We start from the raw sequence: 23,063 nt of genomic DNA on the forward strand, positions 1-23,063 counted from the left end.
TCACCCGGCTCACTGGTAGTGGACGAAACGCCGGCTGAGCCGGAACTGCAGGGCGGTGACCGCCATGATCAGCACGAAGAGCAGCACACCCACCGCGGACGCCTCACCGAAGCGGAGCTGCTCGAACGCGGACTCGTAGATGACCATCACGACCGTGCGGGTGGCGTCCCCGGGACCGCCGTTGGTCAGCACGTACGGCTGCTCGAAGACCTGGAGCGCGTTGATGATGCCGACCACCGAGGCGACCAGCAGCGTGGGCGACAGCAGGGGCAGCGTGACGTTCAGGTGCTTGCGCAGACCGGTCGCGCCGTCGAGGGCGGCGGCCTCGTGGATCTCCTTGGGGATGTTGTTCAGGCCGCCGACGAAGAGCAGGAACGAGAAGCCGAACTGCTGCCAGACGTAGACCAGGACGACCGCGGCCATCGCCGAGTTCTCCGAGGTCAGCCAGGGCACGGGCGCGATCCCGATCAGCCCGAGCAGCCAGTTCACGACTCCGAAGTCCTGGTTGAAGAGGTACTTCATCACCACCGAGATCGACGCGGCCGACAGCACCAGCGGGAAGAAGAACGCCGAACGGAACACCGAACGCAGCCAGGTGGGCATCCGGCCGTTCACGGCCAGGGCGAGGGTGAGCGCGATCAGTAGCTGGAGCGCCACCGCGAACACCATGAAGACCAGGGTGTTGCGGAAGGACACCAGCACGGTGGAATCGGTGAACATCTCACGGTAGTTGGCCGTCCCCGCGAAGGACGGGGAGTCGATCACGTTCCAGTGGAACAGGCTCAGCACCACCGAGCCGACGATCGGCACGACCGTGAAGACGACGATGCCGACGATCGTCGGCGCCAGGAACAGGGCGGCCAGTAGACGGGTGCCGCGTTCACGCGCGGAGGGGCGCGGGGCGGTCACGGCAGGGGCCGGTGGCCTCGGCGGCGCCTGGATCTGGGTGTCGGTCATATCTCACGCTCCATGGCCTTCTCCAGGTCGCGCTGCATCCGGCGCAGCGCGGGACGCACCGAGCGCGGGGAGGACAGGGCGGTGCCGGTGTGCTTGAGCAGCACCTGTTCGACCTCGGCGACCTGGGGCGGCGCGGGGATCGGCCCGGTGTCGGGGAACTTGTCGAGGGTGTCGTAGAAGACCGGCCAGTGCTTCGGGCCGGTCTCGCGGTAGCGGTCGGCGGTGAGCATCGAACGGCGGGCCGGGGTGGTCTGGTTGGTCTCGAACAGCCGCATCAGGGTGTCCCTGCGGGCGGCGTACTTGATGAACTCCCAGGCCTCCTCCTGCCGCTTGGACGTGCGCAGCAGGGCGTAGCCGGCCGCGCCGAACTGCATGCGCTGGGTGCGCCAGCGCGGGAAGTACTGGGTGTCGAAGCCGTCGGGCCGCATGCCGGCCAGGTTCAGGCCGCCCGCCCAGAAGCCGCCCGCGGGGGTGACGCCGACCCGGCCGGTGGAGAACACGCCGATGAGGTTCTGGCCGTTGCCGCCCTCGGGGCGGGTGCACAGGTCCTCCCGGATGAGGGAGGCGAGATAGTCGTAGACCTCCTCCACACGGTCGTGGGTGGCCTGCGGGGTGGTCCAGCGGTAGCCGCCGCCGCGTCCGGCGCGCTGGGCGGCCGGGTAGAAGGAGTCCCACAGCCAGGACCCGCCCGGCGCCTTGGACTCGGCCAGCAAGTTGGTGTCGTTGGCGAACAGCCAGGGGACCACGCCGCCCCACAGCCGGTTGGTCCAGAAGTACGGCGTGAACTGCGAGCCGCTCGCCTTCTTCATGTCCCGCAGCAGGGCGGTGAAGTCGTCCCGGGTCCAGTCGGCGGCGGGGAAGTCCGCGCCCGCCCGTTTCAGCACCTGGTTGTTGAGGTAGATGTCGGCCGCGTTGAACTCGACCGGCAGCTGGTAGAGGCTCCCCTCGTACATCATCGACTCCACCAGCGAGGGGTGGACGTCCGCGAAGTACTCGCGCAGCTCCTCCGCGTCCCGCCGGACCCAGTGGTCGAGGGCGACGCCGAGGCGCTGCGCGAAGAGCTGGACGCCCTCGGTGGCGACGTAGACGAGGTCGGGAGCGGTGCCCGCCGCGATCTGGGTGAGGATCTTGGCGAAGAAGTCCGACCAGTCGACGGCCTGGACGGCGTTGACGCGCAGCTTGATGTCGGGGTGGACCTTCTTGAAGCCCTCGGTGAGCGTGCGGACCGCCTCCGGGCCGTAGGCGGGGCCGAGTGTGGCGACGACGAGGGAGCCGTCGTCGCGGCCGGGGATGTCGGCTCCGGTGAGCCGGTCCCAACTGGCGGCGGTGCCGGCCAGGGCGGCGGCTCCCGCGCCGTAGGCGCCGTACCGCAACAGGGTGCGGCGGGAGAGATGCGGGTCGGTCATCCAGAGTGCCTAACTCGTGTTAGCTCGGGTTGATGCCCCAGATGATGGGAACGGTGCCATGGCCGTGTCAAGAGCCTTGCACCCCTTGACCTTTAACGAGTTAGGTCGCACAGTTCCGTCGCGGGCCGCCCGGTCCGGGACGGGACGACTCCGGTTCAGGGCGGGCCCGTTCCGATCCGGTCCGGATCTTCACGAGCCGCAGTCCCGACGATGACGTCGGGGGAAGGAGCCGCCCTGTGCGTGGCACATTCGGCATGCCCGGAATATCCAGGAGGTCGCTGTTCGTCGCCTCGGCCGCGGGAGCGGCCGGCGCCCTGCTGCCCACCGGTACGAGACCGGCGTCGGCCGCCTCGGCGACGGCCGCGGCCTGCGCCGGGAGCTACCGCGCCGAGTACCACTTCACGGTCCCCGACCAGTGGATGAACGACCCGCAGCGGCCGGTGTGGATCGACGGCGAGTATCACTACTACTACCTCTACAACCCCGACTACTCGACGGGCGGCACGACCGCCGGCACGGCCTGGCGACTGGCCACCAGCACCGACCTGGTCTCCTTCACCGACCGCGGGATCGCCGTACCGAAGAACACCACCCCCAACGGCGACGTCTGGTCAGGCTCGGCGGTGGTCGACACCGAGAACACCGCGGGCTTCGGCGCGGGCGCGGTGATCGTCCTCGCCACCATGGCGCCCGACGACATCACCCAGGCCCAGTACCTGTACTTCTCCACCGACGGCGGCCGTACGTTCACCCCCCACGGCACCGATCCGGTCCTGCCCAACCCCGGCGTCCGGGACTTCCGCGACCCCAAGGTCGTCCGGGACGAGGAACGCGGGCGCTGGGTGATGACCCTCGCCGAGAACGACAAGGTGGGCTTCTACCACTCCGCCGACCTGAAGTCCTGGACGTACGTGGGCGGCTTCATCAAGGGCGGCATCGGCGTGCTGGAGTGCCCGGACCTGTTCCGTCTCCGGGCCGCGGACGGCACCTGGAAGTGGGTGCTCGGCGTGAGCGCCAACGGCAAGGGCTCCGGGCTGCCGAGCACGTACGCCTACTGGACGGGATCCTTCGACGGCACCACGTTCACGCCGGACCTGAGCGATCCGCAGTGGCTGGACCACGGCTGGGACTGGTACGCGGCCGTCACCTTCGACAAGCGGGACACCGGCGGCGCGCTCGACCCCGCCGCGCGGTACGCGATCGGCTGGATGAACCACTGGGACTACGCCACCACCACCCCCACCATGGAGTGCGACGGCTTCAACGGCACCGATTCGATCGTCCGCGAGATCACGCTGAAGCGGGCGGCGGACGGCACGTACCACCTCGCCTCCCGGCCGGTCGCCGGTCTCGACGCCCATGTCTCCCGCACGGTCGACCTCGGCGACCTGGAGGTCGACGGCTCGCTGCTCCTCGACTACAAGGGCACCGCGTACGAGCTGTCCACCGACATCACGTGGGAGCAACTGACCGGCGCGGGGCTCCAGTTGCGGCGCTCCCCGGACGGCGGACGCCACATCGACGCCGGCGTCTACGGCGACTACGCCTTCGTCAACCGCGGATACACGGTGAGCCCCGACAGCAGCGGCCGGTGGCAGGAGAGCCGGAGCCCCTTCGACAGGTCCGCGGGTACGGTGCGGCTGCGCATCCTGATCGACCGCACGTCCGTCGAGATGTTCGTCGACGACGGCCGGTACGTGCACACGACCGAGGTCTTCCCCGATCCGGCCGACACCGGGCTCGCGCTGTTCACGATCGACGGCCCGGCGGTGTTCCGGAACACGGTGATCCGGGAGTTCACGGTCTGAGGACCCGCCGGGCACCGGTGCCCGGGTCCTTGTCCGTACCCATGCCCTTGCCCAGGCCCTGTCGCCATGCCCGCCGCACCCTGTCACGATCTTCGGGGAACCGGCTCGGACCGGAGCCGACGCGGACGACGACCGACGGAGCGGGCATGGCGATGGGCAGGGGCACGGACAGGGACGCGGCGAACGGGACGCGACGGGCGCCGGGGATCGAGGTGAAGCCGGTCGCCGGGCACATCGGCGCCGAGATCACCGGTGTCGACCTGGCGGGCGAGCTCGACGACACCGTGGTGGCCGCGATCCGGGCCGCGCTGCTGCGCTGGAAGGTGGTCTTCTTCCGGGAGCAGCGGCTCGACCACGCCGGGCACGTGACGTTCGCCCGCCGGTTCGGCGACCCGGTGGTGCTGCGCAAGCGGGGCAGCGCCTCGCCGCCGGACGTCCCCGAGATCGAGACGACCGCCGACCGGCTCGAACTGGGAGGGAAGTTCGGCATGGAGCACGACGAGTGGCTACGACGCAGGCGGCACACCCTGCTGCGCGGCTGGCACTGCGACCACGGCGCCCGCGTCGACCCGCCGGCCGCGACGATCCTGCGCGCCGAGACCGTCCCGCCCTACGGCGGCGACACCACCTGGTCCAACCTGGCCGCGGCCTACGCCGGACTCTCCGCCCCGGTGCGGCTGTTCGTGGACGGACTGCGCGCCGAGCACCGCCTGGGCGTCGGCTACCAGCCACGGCACGGCGACGACGCCTACGTCCGGCATCTGCTGGACCACCAGGTCGCCTCCCTGCACCCGCTGGTGCGGGTCCACCCGGAGTCGGGGGAGCGGATCCTGTACGTCAACGGCTACTACGTCGAGCAGATCGCCGACCTCTCCCGGGCCGAGAGCGCCGCGATCCTGGAGATGCTGCTCGCCGAGGCCACCCGGCCCGAGTACACGGTCCGCTTCCGCTGGGAGCCGGGCAGCGTGGCCTTCTGGGACAACCGGGCCACCATCCACCTGGCGCCGAGCGACAACACCCACCTCGACTTCCCCCGGACCATGCACCGGGTGATGCTCACCGGTGAGGTCCCGGTCGGCGTGGACGGCAAGCCGTCGGAGCCGATCGTCGGGACCGAGGTGGGCCGCTGGTGACGCTCAGGCGGCCGGGCGCCAGCCCAGGGCGGGCCCGAGGCGGGTCGCCATGTCGGTCAGGATCTGGACGTAGTCCTCGTGGCCGAAGGTGAACGGCAGCGCGAAGGCCACCTCGTCGATCTCGCGGAACGCCGAGTGCGCGTGCAGCCGTTCGGCGATCTGCTCCGACGTGCCGACGATGTCCGGGGCGAACATCAGACGGGCCGGGCCCTGCGGCGACTCGGTACGAGGGGTGCGCTGCGCCGCGTACTCCTCGTACCTCGCGCGCTGTTCGGGCGAGGCGGAGTCCGTCGGGATGACGACCAGGCCCTGCGAGACGCGGGCGTCCTCGCCGTCGGGGTGCGCGGCGCGGAAGGCGCGGATGTGCGACAGCTGGATCTCCGCGAAGTCGTACGGCCCCTGCGCGGCCTCCGCCTTGACGACGCTGCTGGTCAGGAAGTTCATGCCGTGCTCACCGGCCCAGCGCGCCGAGCCGAGGCTGCCACCGCCGTACCAGAGGCGCCGGCCCAGACCGGGGGAGTGCGGCTGCACCCGGTCGGAGAACACCTCGAAGCCCTCGACACCGCTGAAGTCGGTCGCCGGCTTGCCCCGCACCAGGTCCAGCAGGCGCCGCACCCGCTCGTAGGAGAAGTCCTCCACGTCGGCGGTGTCCGGGTACAGCGCGCCCTTGACCTGGTCGTAGTGCATCGGCGGGCCCACGCTCACCCCGGGGTTGACGCGGCCGCCGGACAGCAGGTCGACCGTCGCCAGGTCCTCGGCCAGCCGCAGCGGGTTCTCCCAGCCGAGCGGGATGACCGCGGTGCCCAACTCGATACGGCTGGTGCGCTGCGAGGCCGCCGCCATCACCGCGACCGGGGACGAGATGCCGTACTGGAGATGGCGGTGACGCAGCCACGCGCTGTCGAAGCCCAGACGCTCGCCCAGCTCGATGATCTCCAGCGTGGACTCGTGTCCCCGGCGGGGGTCCGCCTCGTCGAACAGGCCGATGGTCAGGAAGCCCAGTTTGCGCAGGGGGCGGGGGGTCGGGGGCACGGGCTCCTCCGTGGTTGCTTGACGAATCAAGTAGTACGGCAGTGCCAACCGGGTCGGCGTGGGAAGTGTTCCCGTCCTGGTCAAGATCAGGTCGGTTCAGGCGAGTGGGATGGTCACCTCGTCCTCGACCGGAGGGTCGATCTCCTGGGCGCGGTTGCCGGTGGCGGCGTAGCAGCGCAGCCGGACCGCCTGCGGGGTGACGTCCAGGCGCAGGAAGCACTTGAAGAACGGCGGGCTGTAGGTCGCGGAGCTCGGCGAGAACAGCTGGGTGTAGATCTTGCGCACGGGGAGCCGGAAGCGGGAGGTGCGGTCGGGGCGGCCGCCGGCGCCGAGGAGACTCGCGACGAGGCGGGTGCGCAGGGTGACCCGCGTGGGCCCGCCGGGCCCGCCCGGTCCGCCGGGTCCTCCGGGGGTGCGGGTCGGCGGGATGCCCAGCCGCTGGGCGATCACGGCCGTCGCCTCGGCCTCGGTGAGGGTGAAGAAGCGGCGCAGGCGCAGGCGGCGGCCGTAGAGCGTGCTGTAGAAGGCCAGCGAGTCGCCGCGCAGCGGATAGCAGCGGAAGTCCTTCTCGGTGACGTTCGCGACCGAGACGCGCGGGATGGTGTGGGTGGCGTGCATGAACGCCCCGCCGCCGCCCGAGACCACGTACTGGATGGTGCGGCCGTCCACCTGGACCGGATAACGCTGGTAGTTGTGGATGTCGCCGCCTATCGCCGCCACGTAGTGGTGGTCCGGATCGCGGACGATGTCGTCCACCGTGCCGCCGCCCTCTATCGCGCAGGGGTGGTGCTCGCCGTCCACGTACAGCGGGGAACCCGTGATCAGGATCTTCGGGCGGGGCCCCCGGGAGACCTCGCGGAGCCAGGCGCCCTGTTCGGCGTCGACGGTGCCGAGCAGGCCCGTGTCGATGCCTATGATCCGTACCGGTCCGGCGTCGACGGCCCAGTACGGGCCCGGCTGTACGGCCTGTTGCTCCGGTGCCGACCGCAACTGCCGGGCCTCGTCCAGCCGTTGGCCGTCGTTCGCGCGCGGCCGGTGCCACAGCAGATGCCGCAGCCGGGCCCGGGTGAGCGGGCGGGGCGCCGGCTCGGGCTCCAGGGGCGGGGCGTCGCCGCAGAACACGCGCATGAAGGCGCCGAGATCCTCGTACCAGTCGTGGTTGCCCGGTATCGCGTAGATCGGCGCGCGATAGTCCTGGTACGGGCGGAAGAACTTCGTGCCGTAGTCGTCCGCGCTGCCCACCGGATAGATCACGTCACTGGCGACGACGGCGAACCGCGTGTCCTGACCGACCTTCAGAAAGCCCGGTACGACGGCGTACTGGGGGTCGTCGCCCTCGCCCGTGTCGCCGATCACCATGAAGGAGAAGGCGTCCGGGTCGTCACGCCGGATCACCGTGCCGACATCGATCCCGGCCGCCGCCCGCTGCGCCACCCACCGCCCGCGCGTCCGGCCCGTGGGATCACCGAACCAGGACGCCAGCACACCGTTGCGGGCCGCCCACAAGGTCTTCGGGTTCAGCCAGGACAACTTCTCGACCTTGGACGGCATCAGCCGCTGGTACACCCCGCGTTCGGCGGTGCCCCAACCGGCGCCTTCGGCGGTATCGCGTGAGGAGTCAGACACCGGTGCACCGTAACAACGATCTAGAACCGGCCGAGAGGGGGGAGCCCCCTCGACCATCCGGACCCCGACCTCGCGCGCGTCGCGGGGAAGGGCCACGGCCCGGCCTGAGCCTCGCCCGGAGTCACAGGTCCGCGTGCTGCCAGGGAGGATGAGGAGGCGGCGCGCACCTGTACGACGTTCAAGGGGGAGCGGCCAGGGCATTCACGAGCTGAGTCCAGGTGCCGCCCAGAGGAACGTCGGCCTCCGGGCGGGACGGCCGGCCTGACACCATCGCTTCAGTACCGCGTCTCCTGAAAGGCCCCGCATGCCCGACTTCCTGGACCTGCCCACCGACACCGAACGCCCCGGTGACCGGCTGCTGTTGGGCATTCGTCACTTCGACGAGCCGTTCCTGCTGACCGTTTCGCTTTCTCAGGGGCTCGGTTCGAGTGAACTGTGGCTGGACCGGGGCCGGGCGGGCAAGGCGCGGCTCGTGGAGTTCCGGCGGGCGGGGGACCGGGTCCTGTGTGTCGTCCGGAACAAGCACTTTCTGACGTCCGGGGACGCGGCCGCGGTCCGGGCGGGGCAGGAGTCCTTCGCCCTGTCGGTGGTGTGGAGCGGGCCGGTGCTGCTGGAGGAGGACGGCGCCGTGGTGGTCGACGGCACGGGGCTGGTCGTGGCCGACCACGACCAGATCGCCGAGCACCTCCACGAGCACGGTCAGGGCGAGTACGTCCTCGACGAACGCACCAGCCTGCCCCTCGTCGCCGACAGCCGCACCGGTTCGGAGAGCGTGCGGCTCTCCGCGCTCCTCACCTTCCGCGGGCCCGGACGCGGGGCGGCGGTCCGGGCGGTCGCCGCCGACCCCCGTGCGCTCACCCTGGTTCAGCAGCTGAACCTGATCCGGCTGCCCGCCTTCCGGATGCCCGTACGGCGCTTCCACCCCGCCGCCGGCGGCTACGGCATCGGCTACGCCGACCACGCACACGTCGGAGTCCGGGACACCCAGGTCAAGCTCCAGCCCCGCTTCCGCGTCGCCCCCGGAGCGGCGCCGATCGTGTTCCGGGTCGACCCCGCCGTCCCCGAGCCCTTCCGCTCGGCGGTCGTCGAGGGCGGCAACTGGTGGCAGGACGCCTTCACCCGGATCGGCTTCCCCGGCGCGTACCGCGTCGAGACCGGCGGCCCCGACTTCGACCCCTACGACCCCGAGGTCAACGGTGTGGTCTGGGTGCACCGGGCCGGCCGCGGCTGGTCCCTCGGGCAGGGGCTGACCGACCCGCGCACCGGCGAGATCCTGCACGCCCGGGTACGGCTCGGATCCCAGCGCGCCGAGCAGGTCCGCGCCCTCGGCGAAGCCCTCCTCGCGCCCTACGGCCGCCCGGACGAGGCCGAACGGCTCGCCGCCGTCGAGGAGTTGGTGCTCGCCCGGCTGCGTCAGCTCGCCGCGCACGAGATCGGCCACGCGCTCGGCTTCATGCACAACTTCGCCAGCACCCGGCATCCGCGGCCGTCCGTCATGGACTACCCCCACGCCCGCATCGGCGTCACCGAGGACGGCGACCTCGACCTCTCCGCCGCCTACGAGAACGGCCTCGGCCCCTGGGACCACTTCCTCGTCGCCCACGCCTACGGCCGGTTCGCCGAGGGGAACGAGGAGACCGGGCTCGCCGCACTGCGCCGGGAAGCCGCCGAGGCGGGCCTGATCCACGTCGCCGACGGCGACGCGAGCGGGCCCGGCGCCGCCCACGCCGACGCCGTCCCGTGGGTGACGGGCGGCGACGCCCCCACCGCGCTGACGACGATGCTGCGCGTGCGTGACATCGCCCTCCACGGCTTCTCCCGGGGGGTCCTGCCGCCCGACCGCCAGACCGGTGAACTGGAGGAGCGCGCCACGCTGTTGCACCTCCTGCACCGGCACGAGGTGGCGGCGGTGGCGCGGCTGGTGGGGGGAGTGCGCTACGAGTACGGGTTGGCGGGGGAGCCGGGGGTGCCCCGTGAGGCCGGTGTGGCGCCGTCAGGGGTGCCGGGTGGCGTGGGTTCCGGGGAGGGGGCCGTCGAGGCGGGGGTGCGCTCCGGTGAAGGGGCCGCCGAGCCCGGCGCGGACGCGAGTACGGCCACCCGACCCGGCACGGACGCCGGCACGGCCACCCACCCCGGCACGCGTCCCGTCGAAGCGGACGTCCAGCACCAGGCCCTCGCCCAGCTCGCCGACCTCCTGCGTGCCGAGCAACTCGCCCTGCCCGATGCCGTGTTGCGCACCCTCACCCCACCCGCGATCCGTTACGCGCGCACCGAGCAGTACCTGGACACCGACGCCGGCCGCGTCTTCGACCCGTACGAGGCGGTCAGGGTCGCTGTCACCCTGGTCACCGAACAGCTGCTGGAGCCCGCCCGGTTGACCCGGGTGGCCTGGCAGCACGCCGTCGATCCGGCCCGGCCCGGTGTCACCGACGTGGTGGACGCGCTGTTGGCCGCCACCTGGGGGCGGGTCGACCCGGTGTCCCCGGAGCTGCCCGGCGGGGCGGCGGTGCAGCACACGGCCGACTGGACGCTCCTGAACCACCTGCTCAGGGTCCTGGACGACGACGCGCTGCGCGCCCCGGTGCGTGACCCGCTGCGGGCGGCCCTGCTCCGCCTCGCGGCGGAACTGCGGGTGGCGGACGACGAACGGCGGCGCGCGGCCGCCGACCTGATCGGCCGTCACCTCACCGACCCCGGATCCGTACGCCTCGACCCCCTGCCCCGCGTCCCGCCCGGCGCACCCAACTGACCGCACACCACGGCCGGGGGCGGCAGACCACACCGACGGCTCGCCCCCGCCCGTCGCGGCTCACCCGTCCGCCCACTCACCCCTTCCGCGAGCGAGCGGAAGCCCACGTGGACCCCTGCGAACCCCTGGCGTGGCCGACCGGCGCGTCGCGTCGTACCGCTCCGGCCGGCTCGGCGCGCCCGGCGTCGGAGGCGGCTCCGAAGAGGGTGGCGGGGGAGGTGGGTGTGTCCTCCGGGGTGTCGGCGTTCCGGCGTGGTTCGCCCCGGGTCCAGTCGCCGTCGCCCAGGACCAGCAGCGGATCGAACATCACGACCACGCCCGCCAGTACGAGGAAGATGATCGGCCCCAGCAGCATGGGCAGCAACAGGGAGGTGGGCGAGTCGCCCGCCCAGGTCCCGCCGCCCTCGTTGTGCACGTGGACGCTGACCGCGGCCATCGCCGTGTAGTGCATCCCGGACACGGCCACGCCCATGATCAGGCTGGCCCCGAGGCTCGTCAGGAAGCCCCGGATCGTCACGGCCGCCCACAGGGCCGCGGTCGCGGCGACGATCGCGATCAGCACCGAGAGCGCGACGACGCCCGGGGCGTAGTTGATCTCGCCGTTGAGGTGCATGGCCGCCATGCCCAGGTAGTGCATGGCGGCGACACCGAGGCCGGTGATGACGCCCGCCAGGATCAGCGTGGCCTTGCTGGCACCGCGATAGCCCACGATGAACACGCCGATGCCCACCACCGCGATCGCCACGGCGAGACTCAGCACCGTCAGGCTCGCGTCGTACCGGACCCTGGTCTCCTCGACCTGGAAACCGATCATGGCGATGAAGTGCATGGTCCAGATGCCGCAGCCGATCGAGGCGGCGCCCAGCGCCAGCCATCCGGCCTTCCACGACTGCGTGTCCAGCAGGGTCCGGACGATGCAGCGCAACCCCAGAGCCCCTCCCAGGCACGCCATGAGGTAGGCCGCCACAGGTGTCACCACCCCGTAGCGGAACCCGTCGACCGTGCCTTCCATACGCGAACTCCCCCCGAGTCACGGCTGTTTGTGGGGAAGGTCTACGGGGTCAAGGCCGCGTAAAGCAAGGCCCTACCGGCGGTAAGAGACGAACTCTGAAGTCGTAGGGATTCACTTCGGTCACACAGGAATGAGTTCCGGCCAGATGTTGACGACTGTTCAAAAAGTGACACGCCCCGACCGACGCGTGCGGTATGCACATGCCGGCCGGGGCGCCCTCACGAACCGTCAGAACGTGCGCTTGAGCAGGTCCAGCAGAGCGGCCCAGTGCCGCTCGTCGCCCTCGCGGTCGTACGAGGCGGTGTCGGCCTGGGTGTAGCCGTGGTGCGCGCCGGAGTAGACCTCGCAGGTGTGGCGGACGCCGGCGGCGGTGAGCGCCTGCTCCAGGCGTTCGATCTGCTCGGCGGGCAGGGACGGGTCCTCGTCGGCGTGTCCGAAGTACAGCTCGGCGGTGATCTCGCCGGCCACCAGGTGCGGGCTGTCCGGGGCGTCGGTCGCCAGCCGTCCGCCGTGGAAACCGGCCGCGGCCGCGACCCGCTCCGGGTAGGTGCCGGCGGTGAGCAGGGCGAGCCGTGCGCCCATGCAGTAACCGGTGAGCGCGACCGGGCCGTCCGCGGCCACCGGGGACTCGGCCAGCCACCGCAGACAGGCGCCCGCGTCGCTCATCGCCGACTCCGCGGTCAGCGCCTGCATGACGGGGCCGATCCGCTCGAAGATCTCCGGACGCGCCCCCGGATCGATGAACTCCGGCAGATCGAACAGCGGCGCCCGGCCGTGGCGGTAGAACACGTTGGGCACCAGCACGGTGTAGCCGGCCTCGGCGAGCCGGTCGGCCATGGACTTCAGCTGCGGGCGCAGCCCGAACGCGTCCATGTAGAGCAGGACCGCCGGATGCGGGCTCCCGTCGGCCGGATGCGCCAGATACGCGTCGGCGACGCCGTCCTCGGTCGGAATGTCCAGGTCTGCTGTCTCTACGGAGGTCATGGCATCGCCTCTCTGCGCAGTGGGCCACGAGCGGGTCGCCGGCCCGGCGGGACCGGCCACCGGCGACATGCTTGCAGGCGCCATCCACCGCAGTGCGGCAGGCCCCCTCCGCTTGACCTGCGGATTACTCGAACCGGGAGACGTCACCCGCCCCGCGCCGCACGATCTCGGCCTCGCCGTCGGAGAAGTCGATGACCGTCGTCGGCTCGGTGCCGCAGTCCCCGGAGTCGACCACCGCGTCCAGCACGTGGTCGAGCCGGTCCTTGATCTCCCACCCCTGCGTCATCGGCTCCTCCTCGTCCGGCAGGAGCAGCGTGCTGGACAGCAGCGGCTCACCGAGCTCGGCGAGCAGCGCCTGGGTGACGACGTGGTCGGGGATGCGCACACCCACCGTCTTCTTCTTGGGGTGCTGGAGCATGCGCGGCACCTCCTTCGTCGCCGGCAGGATGAACGTGTAGCTGCCCGGCGTCGACGCCTTGATCGCCCGGAACACGTCGTTGTCGACCCGGACGAACTGACCGAGCTGCGCGAAGTCCTGGCAGACCAGCGTGAAGTGGTGCCGGTCGTCCAGCTTCCGGATCGTCCGGATCCGCTCGATGCCGTCACGGCTGCCCAGCCGGCAGCCCAGCGCGTAGCAGGAGTCCGTCGGATACGCGATCAGAGCCCCCGAACGGACGCTCTCGGCGACCTGGGAGATGGTGCGCGGCTGGGGGTTGTCGGGGTGCACGTCGAAGTACTTCGCCATCCGCCGAGCTTATGCCGTGGGCGCGGGAGCGGCGCGCAGGGCCCGCGCGGCCGGCACGGACCCCCGGGGCGCGCGAACCCGTACCGCCGGGAGAGCGGACACTTGAGTCTCCCGCAGGGGGAGACATCAAGGTGGGGGCATGGACGACGGCGACACTCTCTGCTCGATCGGCGAACTGGCCCGGCGCACCGGGCTGACGGTGAAGACCGTCCGCCTCTACTCGGATCGCGGCATCGTCACACCGGCCGAACGCACCGGCGCCGGCTACCGCCGCTACGGCCCCGACGCGGTCGCCCGGCTGGCCTTCGTGCGGACGCTGCGCGAGCTCGGTCTCGGCCTCGACGCGATCCGGCAGGTCGTGGACCGGGAGCTGACGCTCGGTGAGGTCGCGGCCCGGCACGCCGCCGCGCTGGAGGCACAGATCCGCATCCTGCGTCTGCGCCGTTCCGTCCTGACCGCCGTGGCCCGACGCGGCCCCACCCCCGAGGAGACCCGACGCATGCACGACCTGGCCCGACTGTCCGCGGCGGAACGCGCCCACCTCGTCGACGACTTCCTCGACGCGGTCCTCGATGACGTCCCCGGCAGCGACGCGATCCGCCGCTCGATGACCCCCGATCTCCCGGACAGCCCCACGGAGGAGCAGATCGAGGCGTGGGTGGAGCTGGCCGAGCTCACCCTCGACCCGGAGTTCCGTACCGGTGTGCGCCGCATGGCCGCGAGCTACGCGGAACACCTGGAGCCCGCCCTTCCCGTGCCTCCGCGCCCCGATGTCGTGGCCCTCGTCCGCGACCGGGCACAGGACGCCGTGGCCTCGGGAGTCCCGCCACGCTCGCGGGCGGCCGATCCCGTGGTCGCCGCCCTCACCGCGGAGTGCGCCCGCGCTCTCGGCCGTCCGGACGACGCCGGCCTGCGACGACAGCTGGTGCGACGCCTGGAGGCCGCGAACGCCCCGCACACCGACCGGTACTTCCGGTTGCTCGCCGTCATCCATGGCTGGCCACCGCCCTGGCGCCGGGCACCGGTCCTCGACTGGACGGTCACCGCCCTGCGCGCACGGATCGCCGGATGACCCCACGGGCGGGGACGAGCGCCGCCTACGCTGTGCCGGTGAGGATCATGGACAGTCCAGTCGTACGACTGGAAGCCCCCGCCACCGCGACGGCACCCGCCCTCGTACTGCGGCCGTGGCGCGAGGCGGACGCGCCCGACCTGGTGGCCGTCTACCGGGACGACGACGCTCTGCGCCGTTGGACGAGCCCCGGGCCGCAGGACGAACCGGCCGCCGTGCGCTGGGTGCGGGGGCAGCGGCAGGGCTGGGAGACGGGACAGCGGTACGCGTTCGCGGTGGTCGAGGGGGACGGGCGGGCGCCCGGCGGAACACTCGTCGGGCACGCCGTTCTCAAGCCGCGGGGCGGGGCCGCCGAGGTCGGCTACTGGACCGCCGCGCACGCACGCGGCCGGGGCGTCGCTCCCCGGGCGCTCCAGGCGCTGACGGACTGGGCGTTCACCGCTTTTATGGCGGACGACATGGCCCGTCTCGACCTGCTGCACCGGGTCGACAACACCGCCTCCTGCCGGGTCGCGGACAAGTGCGGATACCCCTTCGCCGAGCTCATGCCCGCCGCCCCGCCCGCCTTCCCGCACCAGGGCCACCGGCACGTCCGCGTCCGCGAGGGGAGCGAGGGTTCGCGCCGGGCGCCCCGACCGGGGGCGTGAGGTAACGTCCCCCGAGCGGTACGCATGGGCGAGGGGCGAGGAGAAGGCCGAGATGGCTGGCCGAGAGGACGGGACACGTCGTACGGAAGGGGAGAGCACCGCGGAGACGACCGCCGACAGGTCGTGGGCGTGGGGACTGCTCGACCACCTGCGGCCGACCGGGCGTGACGTCCGCCGGGTCGCCGCCTGGCTCGCCGACACCCTGGGCGCGACGGTCTCCCTCCAGGACGAGACCGGCGTCCTGCTCGCCGGCACCCGGATCGCCATGGACGAGGACCTGTTCACCGACCTCGTGACGGGCCGTATCGCCTCCGCCTCCTGGGAAGGAGAGGAGCGGTGCCTGCGCCTGGTCCGCGTCGAGCGCCCGCGGCAGGCCGCCGCCTGTGTGCTCGCCGTGTCCCGCCCGACACCACTGGACCGCCGCGCCTCCGAGATCGTCGTACACACCGCCCAGGTCGTCGAAGTGCTGCTGCGGGCGGACGAGACGACCACCACCGGGGACCGCCTGCGGCGGGCGGCGTCCGATCTGCGGCTGGCGATCCTGCAACTGCTGATGGTGGAGGACACCGTGTCGGCGCGGCGCGTCGCCGCCGGACTGTGGCCCGGCCTGCTCGACACCGACACCGCCTGTGTCTACGTCCTGGAGTGCGAGGCCGGGCAACGCGACCGGCTCGTCGAGGAGTGCCTCCACCTGACGGCGGAACAGGCCCTGGTCGTGCGCTGCCCCGCCGTGGACGAGCACGTGATCGTCGTCGCGCCCGGCGAGGTCGAGGGGCGGACCCTGACCTCTCTGGCCGGCCGGCACCCGCACACCTTCATCGGGGGCAGCAGCCGGCAGAGCCTGGCGCAGACCGCCGGCGCCTACGGACAGGCCGTCAGCGCGCTGGCCGTCGCGCACTTCCGGCCGGACAAGGCCGCGGTGTACGCCGAACGCACCCACCCCGAACGCCTGATGGACCCCGCCGCGCTGCGTGAGTGGACCGCCCGGGCCCTGCGCCCGCTCGACACCCTGGCGCACCACACGCGGGCCGAACTCCTCGCCACCACACGGCTGGGACTGGAGTTCACCGCCGTCAGCGCGGCGAAGGTCCTGGGCGTCAGCCGCAACACCGTGCGCGCCCGCATGGAACGCGTCGAGGCACTGCTGCGCACCGACTTCTCCGACCTCACCGTCCGCGCGGTCACCCACCTCGCCCTGAACCACCAGGTCGGCCTCGACGGAACAACCGGGACGGGCACCGGCGAGCAGGCACCCCGGGCGCGGCTCGCCGACCTGATGGCCGGGCCCGCGGTGCAGACCTGGGCGCAGGAGCTGCTGGCCCGACTGGACGCGGACAGCCGCGACCTGCGCCGGACACTGCGCACCTGGATCGCCGCCGGCGGCAACTCCGAACGGACCGCGCAGATCCTGGGCATGCACCCCCAGACCGTCCGCGAACACGTCCGCAGCGCGGAGCCCGTACTCGAACGGCAACTACTGAGCGCCGGCACCGACCTCTACGAGGTCGTCCTCGCCCATCTCGCCGTGGGCGAACTCCGGCCACCCGTCCTCGACCCGGCGAAACCGGACCATCCGGACGCACCTGTGCACGGGTGAGCCCTCACACGGGCACAGCGGGCACCGACGCGATTCACAACGGTTCGGTATGAGACGTAAGTTCTAGCCACCGCGGGGGCACGACCGGAACGGGGGACCGGTCGCGTCCCCGCGACGCATGCCCGGCATCCGCGACGGCCGACGCGGCGGACCGGTCGGCAGGATCGGCCTTCCCGGGGTGTTCCCTCCCCGGTCGGACGGGTACTCGTCCGGCTCCGGAACGACACAACCGCTGGAGGAGGCCGGAATGACCAGCAGCACGGAGACCGGCGGCGTGACCGGTACGCCGGACAAGGACTACAACCTGATCTGGTATGTCGAGGCGTGCCTGAGCAACGCGCTGCGTCTGGAGAGCTACATCCAGGACGCCGAGCGCGAGAAGGACACCGAGGTCGCCGACCTGTTCCGCAAGGCCCAGGCCGACAGCCGCAAGGGCGCCGAGCTGGGCAAGGGGCTCCTGCGGGCACGGCTCGACGGCAGCTGACACCGCTCCGCCCCGAAGACCCGGCCGCCGGGGAGACTCGGGCTGCCGGGCCTTCGGTGTGCGTGCGGGCGCCGGGCCTTCGGTGTGCGCGGGCGCCGGGCCCTTCCTAGCGGGCGATCAGCTCCCGCAGCGCCTTGGCGACGTCCGCCGGCGCCTCCTCGGCCATGAAGTGCCCGTAGGGGACGGTCGAGTGCCGCAGATCCGTCGCCCACGCCTCCCACAGGGCGGCGGCGTCGAAGCCGAGGGCCGCGCCCCAGTCCTGCTGGAGCACCGTCACCGGCATGGTGAGCCGGTGCCCGGCGGCGCGGTCGGCCGTGTCGTGCGTGACGTCGACGCCCGCCGAAGCCCGGTAGTCGGCGACGATCGACGACACCGCCTCGCGAGAGGCGCGCAGATAGGCCGCGCGGACGTCGGAGGGGATGGCGTCGGGTGTGCGGGCCCACAGGTCCAGGAAGTGCCCGAAGAAGGCGTCCGCACTCGCGGTGATCATCTGTTCGGGCAGGCCCGGCGGCTGGGCCATGAGGTAGAGGTGGAAGCCGACGGCGGCCGAGGTCCCGCGCAGCGCCTCCCACATGTCGAGGGTCGGCAGGACGTCCAGGCAGGTCAGGTGGCTGATCGCGGCCGGATGGTCCAGGCCCGCCCGGAACGCCACCAGGGCACCTCGGTCGTGCCCGGCCAGCGCGAACCGCTCGTGACCCAGCCGCCGGGCCACGGCGACGACGTCGGCGGCCATCGTCCGCTTCGCGTAGGTGTCGGGACCGTCCTCCCGCGGCTTGTCGCTGTCGCCGTATCCCCGCAGGTCGGGGCAGATGACGGTGTGGTCCGCCGCCAGGTCCGCGGCGACGTGCCGCCACATCAGGTGCGTCTGCGGAAAGCCGTGCAGCAGCACGACAGGCGTGCCGGCGCCTCCCACGGCCACGTTCAGGGCGACACCCTCGGCGGCCTCCACACGGTGGTACTCGAATCCCGGGACGGTCGGTTCCACGGTTCGGCTCCTCTGGCTCGGTTCGGTGACTGCGGTGCCCCCAGCCTCCGGGGCGCCGATGAGCAGCGGATGAACGCGTGTACGTTGAGGCCACGGCAGCAGGGTGAGGAAGGGCGCGAACGGCGTGCGAGTGGAGTTCGGGGTGCTGGGCCCCGTGGCCGCCTGGGACGACACGGGCGCGCCCCTGGCCCTGAAGGGCCCCCGGCACCGCGCCGTGCTGGCCCGCCTCCTCGTGGCCCGGCGCCGGGTCGTACCGGTCGCGCGGCTGGTGGCGGACCTCTGGGAGGAGCCCCCGGCCGACGCGGTGAGCGCGGTACGGACCTTCGTCGCGGGGCTGCGGCGCTGCCTGGAACCGGAGCGGCCCCCGCGGGCACCGGCCCGGCTGCTGGTCACCGAAGGACCCGGCTACGCCCTGCGCGCCGACCACGACAGCGTCGACGCCTGGCGGTTCGAGCGTCTCGTCGACTCCCTCACGCACGTCCCGCCCGTCGCGGCGGTGGACGGGCTCGGCGCCGCCCTGGAGCTGTGGCGGGGCCCCGCCTACGCCGACGTCGCCGGGGAATCCTGGGCCCGCGCGGAACGCTCCCGGCTCGCCGAGCTGCGGCTGACCGCCGTGGAGCGCCGCGCCGAGGCCCGGATGGCGTCCGGCGCCGCCGCGGAGGCCGTCCCCGACCTGGACGCCCATGTGGCGGAGCACCCCTGGCGGGAGGACGCCTGGCAGCTGCTCGCCCTGGCCCTGTACCGCTCCGGACGGCAGGCCGACGCGCTGGCGGTCCTCAGACGCGCCCGGCAGCTGCTGCGCGAGCACCTGGGCGTGGACCCCGGCCCCCGGCTGAACCGTATGGAGGGGGACGTCCTGCGGCACGCCGGCCACCTCGATCCGGGCCCCGGCGACACGGCGGCGCAGGTCTGGGCCCGGGCGACCGCGGCGTACGAGAGCGTCGTGCCCTCCCGGGCCCGGACACGGCTGGAGTCGACGGCCGGCCTGATGCGCGATCTGGCGGTGACCGGGGGCGGCGGCCTGGAAGCGGCCCGACGCCACCGGCTGGCCGCCGTGGAGGCCGCTGAGCAGTTGGGCGACCCGGAGCTGACCGCCCGCGTCATCGGCGCCTACGACGTGCCCGCCCTGTGGACCCGGTCGGACGACGTCCGCCAGTCCGAGCGGCTGGTGGGGGCGGCGGAACGGACGCTGGGCCTGCTGCCGCCGGACACCCACGACGCGGCCAGGGCCCGGCTGCTCGCCACCGTCGCCGTGGAATCACGCGGCACCCTGCCCACCGAGGGGCCCGCCTCCGGGGCCCGGCCGCTGCTGGCCGCGCGGCAGGCCGAGGAGATCGCCCGCCGGCTCGGCGACGCCACCCTGCTCGCCTTCGCGCTGAACGGGCGCTTCATGCAGGCCTTCGAGCACACCGGCCTGGCCGCCCGACGTGACCGGATCGGCGCCGAGATCCTGTCCCTGGCCGCGCGGAACAGCCTGGCGACCCACGAGGTGCTGGGCCACCTGATCCGCCTCCAGGCACGCTGTGCCCTGTCCGACCTCGCCGGGGCCGACCGTCACGCCGAGGCCGCCGACGCGCTGGCCGAGCGGCACGAACTCCCCCTGGTGACCGTCTTCACCACCTGGTACCGCGCGCTGCGCACGGCACTGACCGAGCCGTCGCCCGCCGCCGAGTCGGCCTACCGCGACGCCGCCACGACCCTGACCGGCGCCGGGATGCCCGGCCTGGAGTCCGGACTGCTGCCACTGGCCCTGCTGACCGTGCGCGTGCGCCACGGGGCACCCGTCACCGCCGACCCGCACACCGACTGGGGCCCGTACGAACCCTGGGTGCGTCCCCTGCTGCTGGCGCACGACGGACGGGAGGAGGAGGCCGCACATCTGCTCCGCACCGTTCCGGCCCCGCCCCGCGACCACATGACCGAGGCCCTGTGGTGCCTGCTCGCGCACACCGCGATCAAGGTGGGAGACGTCACGACCATGCGGCGGGCACACACCGCGCTCGCCCCGGCCGCGGGCGAACTCGCGGGCGCGGGCAGCGGCCTGCTCACCCTCGGCCCCGTCGCGGACCACCTGGACATACTCGCCCGCGAACTTCGACGTTCGTGACCAATATGGCGATTTCCCACGCACGAGGACCAAGCAGGGGAAAATCGGCACCTGGACATCATCCGCCGAGCGGGCGACACGTGCAGGAGAGACGCATGGAGTACTACGACCTCGGGCCCCACGGCCGATCCGTGACGACGACGTCGGCCGAGGCCCAACTCTGGTTCGACCGGGGCCTGGTGTGGACGTACGCCTTCCACCACGAGGAGGCCGTCGCCTGCTTCGAGGCCGCCGCGGCGGCCGATCCCGACTGCGCCATGGCCCACTGGGGCATCGCCTACGCCCTCGGCCCGAACTACAACAAACCCTGGGAGTTCTTCGACGAACGGGACCTCGCCACCACCGTCGACCGCACCCACGCCGCCGTCGAACTGGCCCACGACAAGGCCGCCGGCGCCACCCCCGTCGAACGCGCCCTCATCGAGGCGCTGCGCGCCCGCTACCCGCAGGACAAGCCCGTCGAGGACTGCTCGGTGTGGAACGAGCCCTACGCCGAGAGCATGCGCGCCGTCCACGCCCTCGCCCCGGACGACCCGGACATCGCCACCCTGTACGCCGACGCCCTGATGAACCTCACCCCCTGGCAGCTGTGGGACCTGCCCACCGGCGAGCCCGCCGAGGGCGCCCGCACCCTGGAGGCCAAGGCGGTCCTCGACCGCGTGCTCGCCCAGGACGCCGGACGCTCGCACCCCGGCGTGCTCCACCTGTACATCCACCTGATGGAGATGTCCCCGACCCCCGAGGCGGCCCTGTCCGTCGCCGACCGCCTGCGCGGCCTGGTCCCCGACGCCGGCCACCTCCACCACATGCCCTCCCACCTGGAGGTGCTCTGCGGCGACTACCGGCGCGTGGTCAGCGACAACAGCATCGCCGTCGCCGTCGACGAGAAGGTCCGCGCACGATCCGGGACGATGAACTTCTACACGCTCTACCGGTCGCACAACTACCACTTCAAGATCTACGGCGCGATGTTCCTCGGCCAGTCGGAGGTCGCCCTGGAGACCGCCGCGCAGTTGGAGGCGTCCATCCCGGAGGAACTGCTGCGGGTCCAGAGCCCGCCCATGGCCGACTGGCTGGAGGCGTTCCTCGCCATGCGGGTCCACGTCCTGATCCGCTTCGGGCGCTGGGCCGACATCCTGAACCGGCCCCTGCCCGCCGACCCGGACCTGTACTGCGTGACGACCGCGATGCTCCACTACGCCCGTGGCGTCGCCCTCTCGGCCACCGGCCGCGTCGCCGAGGCGGAAGCCGAACGCCGTCTGTTCCACGAGGCGGTCGCCCGCGTGCCCGAGACCCGCATGCTGTTCAACAACACGTGCGCCGACATCCTGGCGATCGCCTCCGCCATGCTCGACGGCGAACTGGACTACCGCAAGGGCGACTTCGACGCCGCCTTCGCCGCCCTGGAGCGGTCGATCGCACTGGACGACCACCTCCCCTACGACGAGCCCTGGGGATGGATGCAGCCCACCCGCCACGCCTACGGCGCCCTCCTCCTCGAACAGGGTCGCGTCGCCGAGGCGGAAGCCGTCTACCGTGCCGACCTCGGCCTCGACGGCACCCTCCCGCGAGCCCTCCAGCACCCGGGCAACGTCTGGGCCCTGCACGGCCTCCACGAGTGCCTCCTCCGCCTGGGCAAGACGGGGGAGGCGCAGCTCGTGGCCCAACAGCTGCGTGTGGCCACCGCGTTGGCCGACGTGCCCGTCGAGGCCTCGTGCTTCTGCCGCCTGGACAAGGCCCCCGCGGTGCCCGACGCGGGCGGGTGCTGCGGCGCGGGGGACTGAGTGCCGGGGCCGGCGGCGCCGGAGTCGCGCGGAGCACGAGCCTGGCGCCACGGGCCTCGGCAGCGGCTTTCGGGTCAGCTCGTGGCCCGTACGGCGTCCCGGATCAGGTCGGCGACCTCCTTCGGCCGGGAGACGGCGACGGCGTGCGAGGCGCCCTCCAGCTCCACGACGGTGGCGCCGGCCCGCTTGGCTCCGAAGCGCTCGACCTCCGGGTTGATCGCGTTGTCCGCACCGGCCACCAGGGCCCAGGACGGCTTGGTCCGCCAGGCGGCCGCGCCGGCGGTCTCCTCGAACGCGGCCGTGGCCAGCGGGCGTTGGGCCGCCGCGAGGACCTTGGTGACCTCTGCCGGGACGTCGGCGGCGAACACCGACGGGAAGGCGTCCTCGGCGATGGTGACCTCGACGGCCGGGCTCTCGCCCGCCACCGGGTAGGTCCACTCCTTGAGGTTGCTGACCAGCGGCGAGAGCGGGAAGCGGTTCTGGAGCTCGCCGAGGCTCTCGCCCTCCTCCAGGCAGTAGGCCGCCACGTAGACCAGCCCGACGACGTTGTCCGTCGTGCCGGCCACGGTGATGAGCGCGCCGCCGTACGAGTGGCCCACCAGCAGGACGGGGCCGTCGATCTGGGCGGCGACGGACGCGACGTACGCGGCGTCAAAGGCCAGGCCGCGCAGCGGGTTGGGCGGGGCGATCACCGCGATGCCGTCGCTCTGGAGCTCGGCGACGACACCCGCCCAGCTGCCGGCGTCGGCGAACGCACCGTGGACCAGAACGACCGTAGGGGTCGACATGTCGATGTACTCCTCGGAGATCAGGCGGGGTGGAGGGCGGTGTGCAGGGTGGTGACGGCCTGGGTGATGGCGGCCTGGGCGGCGTGGGTTTCGCGCAGGGCGTTGAGCATGACGAAGTCGTGGATGATGCCCTGGTAGCGCACCGCG

At 72.5% G+C, this 23,063-nt stretch carries 18 protein-coding genes and 1 pseudogene; 9 read left to right on the forward strand and 10 right to left on the reverse strand.

What is annotated here, in order from left to right:
* Positions 1-9 precede the first annotated feature (9 nt).
* Positions 10-957, reverse strand: coding sequence for a carbohydrate ABC transporter permease (locus K4B79_RS46570; RefSeq protein ID WP_232033545.1), 948 nt, complete (start codon positions 955-957; stop codon positions 10-12).
* A complete protein-coding gene (locus K4B79_RS46575; protein WP_232033546.1) occupies positions 954-2,363 on the reverse strand; it encodes an extracellular solute-binding protein in 1,410 nt (469 codons plus the stop codon). Before K4B79_RS46575 ends, K4B79_RS46570 begins: the two co-directional genes overlap by 4 nt.
* A gap of 254 nt (positions 2,364-2,617) precedes the next feature.
* Between K4B79_RS46575 and K4B79_RS46580 the strand changes: the two genes are divergently transcribed.
* Positions 2,618-4,171 carry a glycoside hydrolase family 32 protein gene (locus tag K4B79_RS46580; RefSeq protein WP_232033568.1) on the forward strand — a complete coding sequence of 518 codons (1,554 nt, stop codon included), beginning with the start codon at positions 2,618-2,620 and terminating at the stop codon, positions 4,169-4,171.
* 146 nt (positions 4,172-4,317) lie between these two features.
* Positions 4,318-5,304: a TauD/TfdA dioxygenase family protein gene (locus K4B79_RS46585; RefSeq protein WP_232033547.1), complete on the forward strand. Its 987-nt coding sequence runs from the start codon at positions 4,318-4,320 to the stop codon at positions 5,302-5,304.
* Between the two features lie 3 nt (positions 5,305-5,307).
* On the opposite strand, the gene K4B79_RS46590 is transcribed toward K4B79_RS46585, so the two are convergent.
* Positions 5,308-6,336, reverse strand: coding sequence for an LLM class flavin-dependent oxidoreductase (locus K4B79_RS46590; protein WP_232033548.1), 1,029 nt, complete (start codon positions 6,334-6,336; stop codon positions 5,308-5,310).
* A 96-nt stretch (positions 6,337-6,432) separates the two neighbouring features.
* The gene (locus K4B79_RS46595; protein ID WP_232033549.1) at positions 6,433-7,962 is read right to left on the reverse strand and encodes a metallophosphoesterase family protein; all 1,530 of its coding nucleotides are present in this window, start codon (positions 7,960-7,962) and stop codon (positions 6,433-6,435) included.
* A 304-nt stretch (positions 7,963-8,266) separates the two neighbouring features.
* On the opposite strand from K4B79_RS46595, the gene K4B79_RS46600 reads away from it, so the two are divergent.
* Positions 8,267-10,711 (forward strand): zinc-dependent metalloprotease, encoded by a 2,445-nt coding sequence (locus K4B79_RS46600; protein WP_232033550.1) that lies wholly within the window; start codon positions 8,267-8,269, stop codon positions 10,709-10,711.
* Between the two features lie 76 nt (positions 10,712-10,787).
* Here K4B79_RS46600 and K4B79_RS46605 read toward each other — a convergent pair whose 3' ends face one another.
* From K4B79_RS46605 to K4B79_RS46615, 3 genes are all read right to left on the reverse strand, one after another.
* Entirely contained in the window at positions 10,788-11,723 is a 936-nt protein-coding gene (locus K4B79_RS46605) for an MHYT domain-containing protein (RefSeq protein ID WP_232033551.1), read from the reverse strand.
* A gap of 228 nt (positions 11,724-11,951) precedes the next feature.
* Positions 11,952-12,707, reverse strand: coding sequence for a dienelactone hydrolase family protein (locus K4B79_RS46610; protein ID WP_232033552.1), 756 nt, complete (start codon positions 12,705-12,707; stop codon positions 11,952-11,954).
* A gap of 124 nt (positions 12,708-12,831) precedes the next feature.
* Positions 12,832-13,452 (reverse strand): L-threonylcarbamoyladenylate synthase, encoded by a 621-nt coding sequence (locus K4B79_RS46615; protein ID WP_232033553.1) that lies wholly within the window; start codon positions 13,450-13,452, stop codon positions 12,832-12,834.
* Positions 13,453-13,591: 139 nt separating this feature from the next.
* Between K4B79_RS46615 and K4B79_RS46620 the strand changes: the two genes are divergently transcribed.
* The 4 genes from K4B79_RS46620 (at position 13,592) to K4B79_RS46635 (ending at position 17,252) form a co-directional block, all read left to right on the forward strand.
* Positions 13,592-14,524: a MerR family transcriptional regulator gene (locus K4B79_RS46620; RefSeq protein ID WP_232033554.1), complete on the forward strand. Its 933-nt coding sequence runs from the start codon at positions 13,592-13,594 to the stop codon at positions 14,522-14,524.
* 47 nt (positions 14,525-14,571) lie between these two features.
* Positions 14,572-15,171 (forward strand): GNAT family N-acetyltransferase, encoded by a 600-nt coding sequence (locus K4B79_RS46625; protein ID WP_232033555.1) that lies wholly within the window; start codon positions 14,572-14,574, stop codon positions 15,169-15,171.
* Positions 15,172-15,223: 52 nt separating this feature from the next.
* The gene (locus K4B79_RS46630) at positions 15,224-16,768 is read left to right on the forward strand and encodes a helix-turn-helix domain-containing protein (protein ID WP_232033556.1); all 1,545 of its coding nucleotides are present in this window, start codon (positions 15,224-15,226) and stop codon (positions 16,766-16,768) included.
* A gap of 247 nt (positions 16,769-17,015) precedes the next feature.
* Positions 17,016-17,252, forward strand: coding sequence for a hypothetical protein (locus K4B79_RS46635; protein WP_232033557.1), 237 nt, complete (start codon positions 17,016-17,018; stop codon positions 17,250-17,252).
* 106 nt (positions 17,253-17,358) lie between these two features.
* On the opposite strand, the gene K4B79_RS46640 is transcribed toward K4B79_RS46635, so the two are convergent.
* A complete protein-coding gene (locus tag K4B79_RS46640; RefSeq protein WP_232033558.1) occupies positions 17,359-18,237 on the reverse strand; it encodes an alpha/beta fold hydrolase in 879 nt (292 codons plus the stop codon).
* A 124-nt stretch (positions 18,238-18,361) separates the two neighbouring features.
* On the opposite strand from K4B79_RS46640, the gene K4B79_RS46645 reads away from it, so the two are divergent.
* Both K4B79_RS46645 and K4B79_RS46650 read left to right on the forward strand, forming a co-directional pair.
* Positions 18,362-20,344, forward strand: coding sequence for an AfsR/SARP family transcriptional regulator (locus K4B79_RS46645; RefSeq protein WP_232033559.1), 1,983 nt, complete (start codon positions 18,362-18,364; stop codon positions 20,342-20,344).
* 95 nt (positions 20,345-20,439) lie between these two features.
* Positions 20,440-22,128 carry a hypothetical protein gene (locus K4B79_RS46650; protein WP_232033560.1) on the forward strand — a complete coding sequence of 563 codons (1,689 nt, stop codon included), beginning with the start codon at positions 20,440-20,442 and terminating at the stop codon, positions 22,126-22,128.
* Between the two features lie 74 nt (positions 22,129-22,202).
* Here the strand turns inward: K4B79_RS46650 and K4B79_RS46655 are convergent, their stop codons facing one another.
* Complete coding sequence (locus tag K4B79_RS46655) at positions 22,203-22,916, reverse strand: alpha/beta fold hydrolase (RefSeq protein WP_232033561.1); 714 nt, start codon at positions 22,914-22,916, stop codon at positions 22,203-22,205.
* A gap of 20 nt (positions 22,917-22,936) precedes the next feature.
* Positions 22,937-23,063 (reverse strand): annotated as a pseudogene (locus tag K4B79_RS46660) (esterase); the annotation flags it as partial.

The organism is Streptomyces lincolnensis (assembly GCF_021173675.1).
GTDB lineage: Bacteria > Actinomycetota > Actinomycetes > Streptomycetales > Streptomycetaceae > Streptomyces > Streptomyces lincolnensis_B.

What these genes read in the sequence shown, in the direction of transcription:
- K4B79_RS46570 (WP_232033545.1), bottom strand. Translation starts at nt 957, where the DNA reads ATGACCGACACCCAGATCCAGGCGCCGCCGAGGCCACCGGCCCCTGCC.
- K4B79_RS46575 (WP_232033546.1), bottom strand. Translation starts at nt 2,363, where the DNA reads ATGACCGACCCGCATCTCTCCCGCCGCACCCTGTTGCGGTACGGCGCC.
- K4B79_RS46580 (WP_232033568.1), top strand. Translation starts at nt 2,618, where the DNA reads ATGCCCGGAATATCCAGGAGGTCGCTGTTCGTCGCCTCGGCCGCGGGA.
- K4B79_RS46585 (WP_232033547.1), top strand. Translation starts at nt 4,318, where the DNA reads ATGGCGATGGGCAGGGGCACGGACAGGGACGCGGCGAACGGGACGCGA.
- K4B79_RS46600 (WP_232033550.1), top strand. Translation starts at nt 8,267, where the DNA reads ATGCCCGACTTCCTGGACCTGCCCACCGACACCGAACGCCCCGGTGAC.
- K4B79_RS46605 (WP_232033551.1), bottom strand. Translation starts at nt 11,723, where the DNA reads ATGGAAGGCACGGTCGACGGGTTCCGCTACGGGGTGGTGACACCTGTG.
- K4B79_RS46610 (WP_232033552.1), bottom strand. Translation starts at nt 12,707, where the DNA reads ATGACCTCCGTAGAGACAGCAGACCTGGACATTCCGACCGAGGACGGC.
- K4B79_RS46615 (WP_232033553.1), bottom strand. Translation starts at nt 13,452, where the DNA reads ATGGCGAAGTACTTCGACGTGCACCCCGACAACCCCCAGCCGCGCACC.
- K4B79_RS46620 (WP_232033554.1), top strand. Translation starts at nt 13,592, where the DNA reads ATGGACGACGGCGACACTCTCTGCTCGATCGGCGAACTGGCCCGGCGC.
- K4B79_RS46625 (WP_232033555.1), top strand. Translation starts at nt 14,572, where the DNA reads ATGGACAGTCCAGTCGTACGACTGGAAGCCCCCGCCACCGCGACGGCA.
- K4B79_RS46630 (WP_232033556.1), top strand. Translation starts at nt 15,224, where the DNA reads ATGGCTGGCCGAGAGGACGGGACACGTCGTACGGAAGGGGAGAGCACC.
- K4B79_RS46635 (WP_232033557.1), top strand. Translation starts at nt 17,016, where the DNA reads ATGACCAGCAGCACGGAGACCGGCGGCGTGACCGGTACGCCGGACAAG.
- K4B79_RS46650 (WP_232033560.1), top strand. Translation starts at nt 20,440, where the DNA reads ATGGAGTACTACGACCTCGGGCCCCACGGCCGATCCGTGACGACGACG.
- K4B79_RS46655 (WP_232033561.1), bottom strand. Translation starts at nt 22,916, where the DNA reads ATGTCGACCCCTACGGTCGTTCTGGTCCACGGTGCGTTCGCCGACGCC.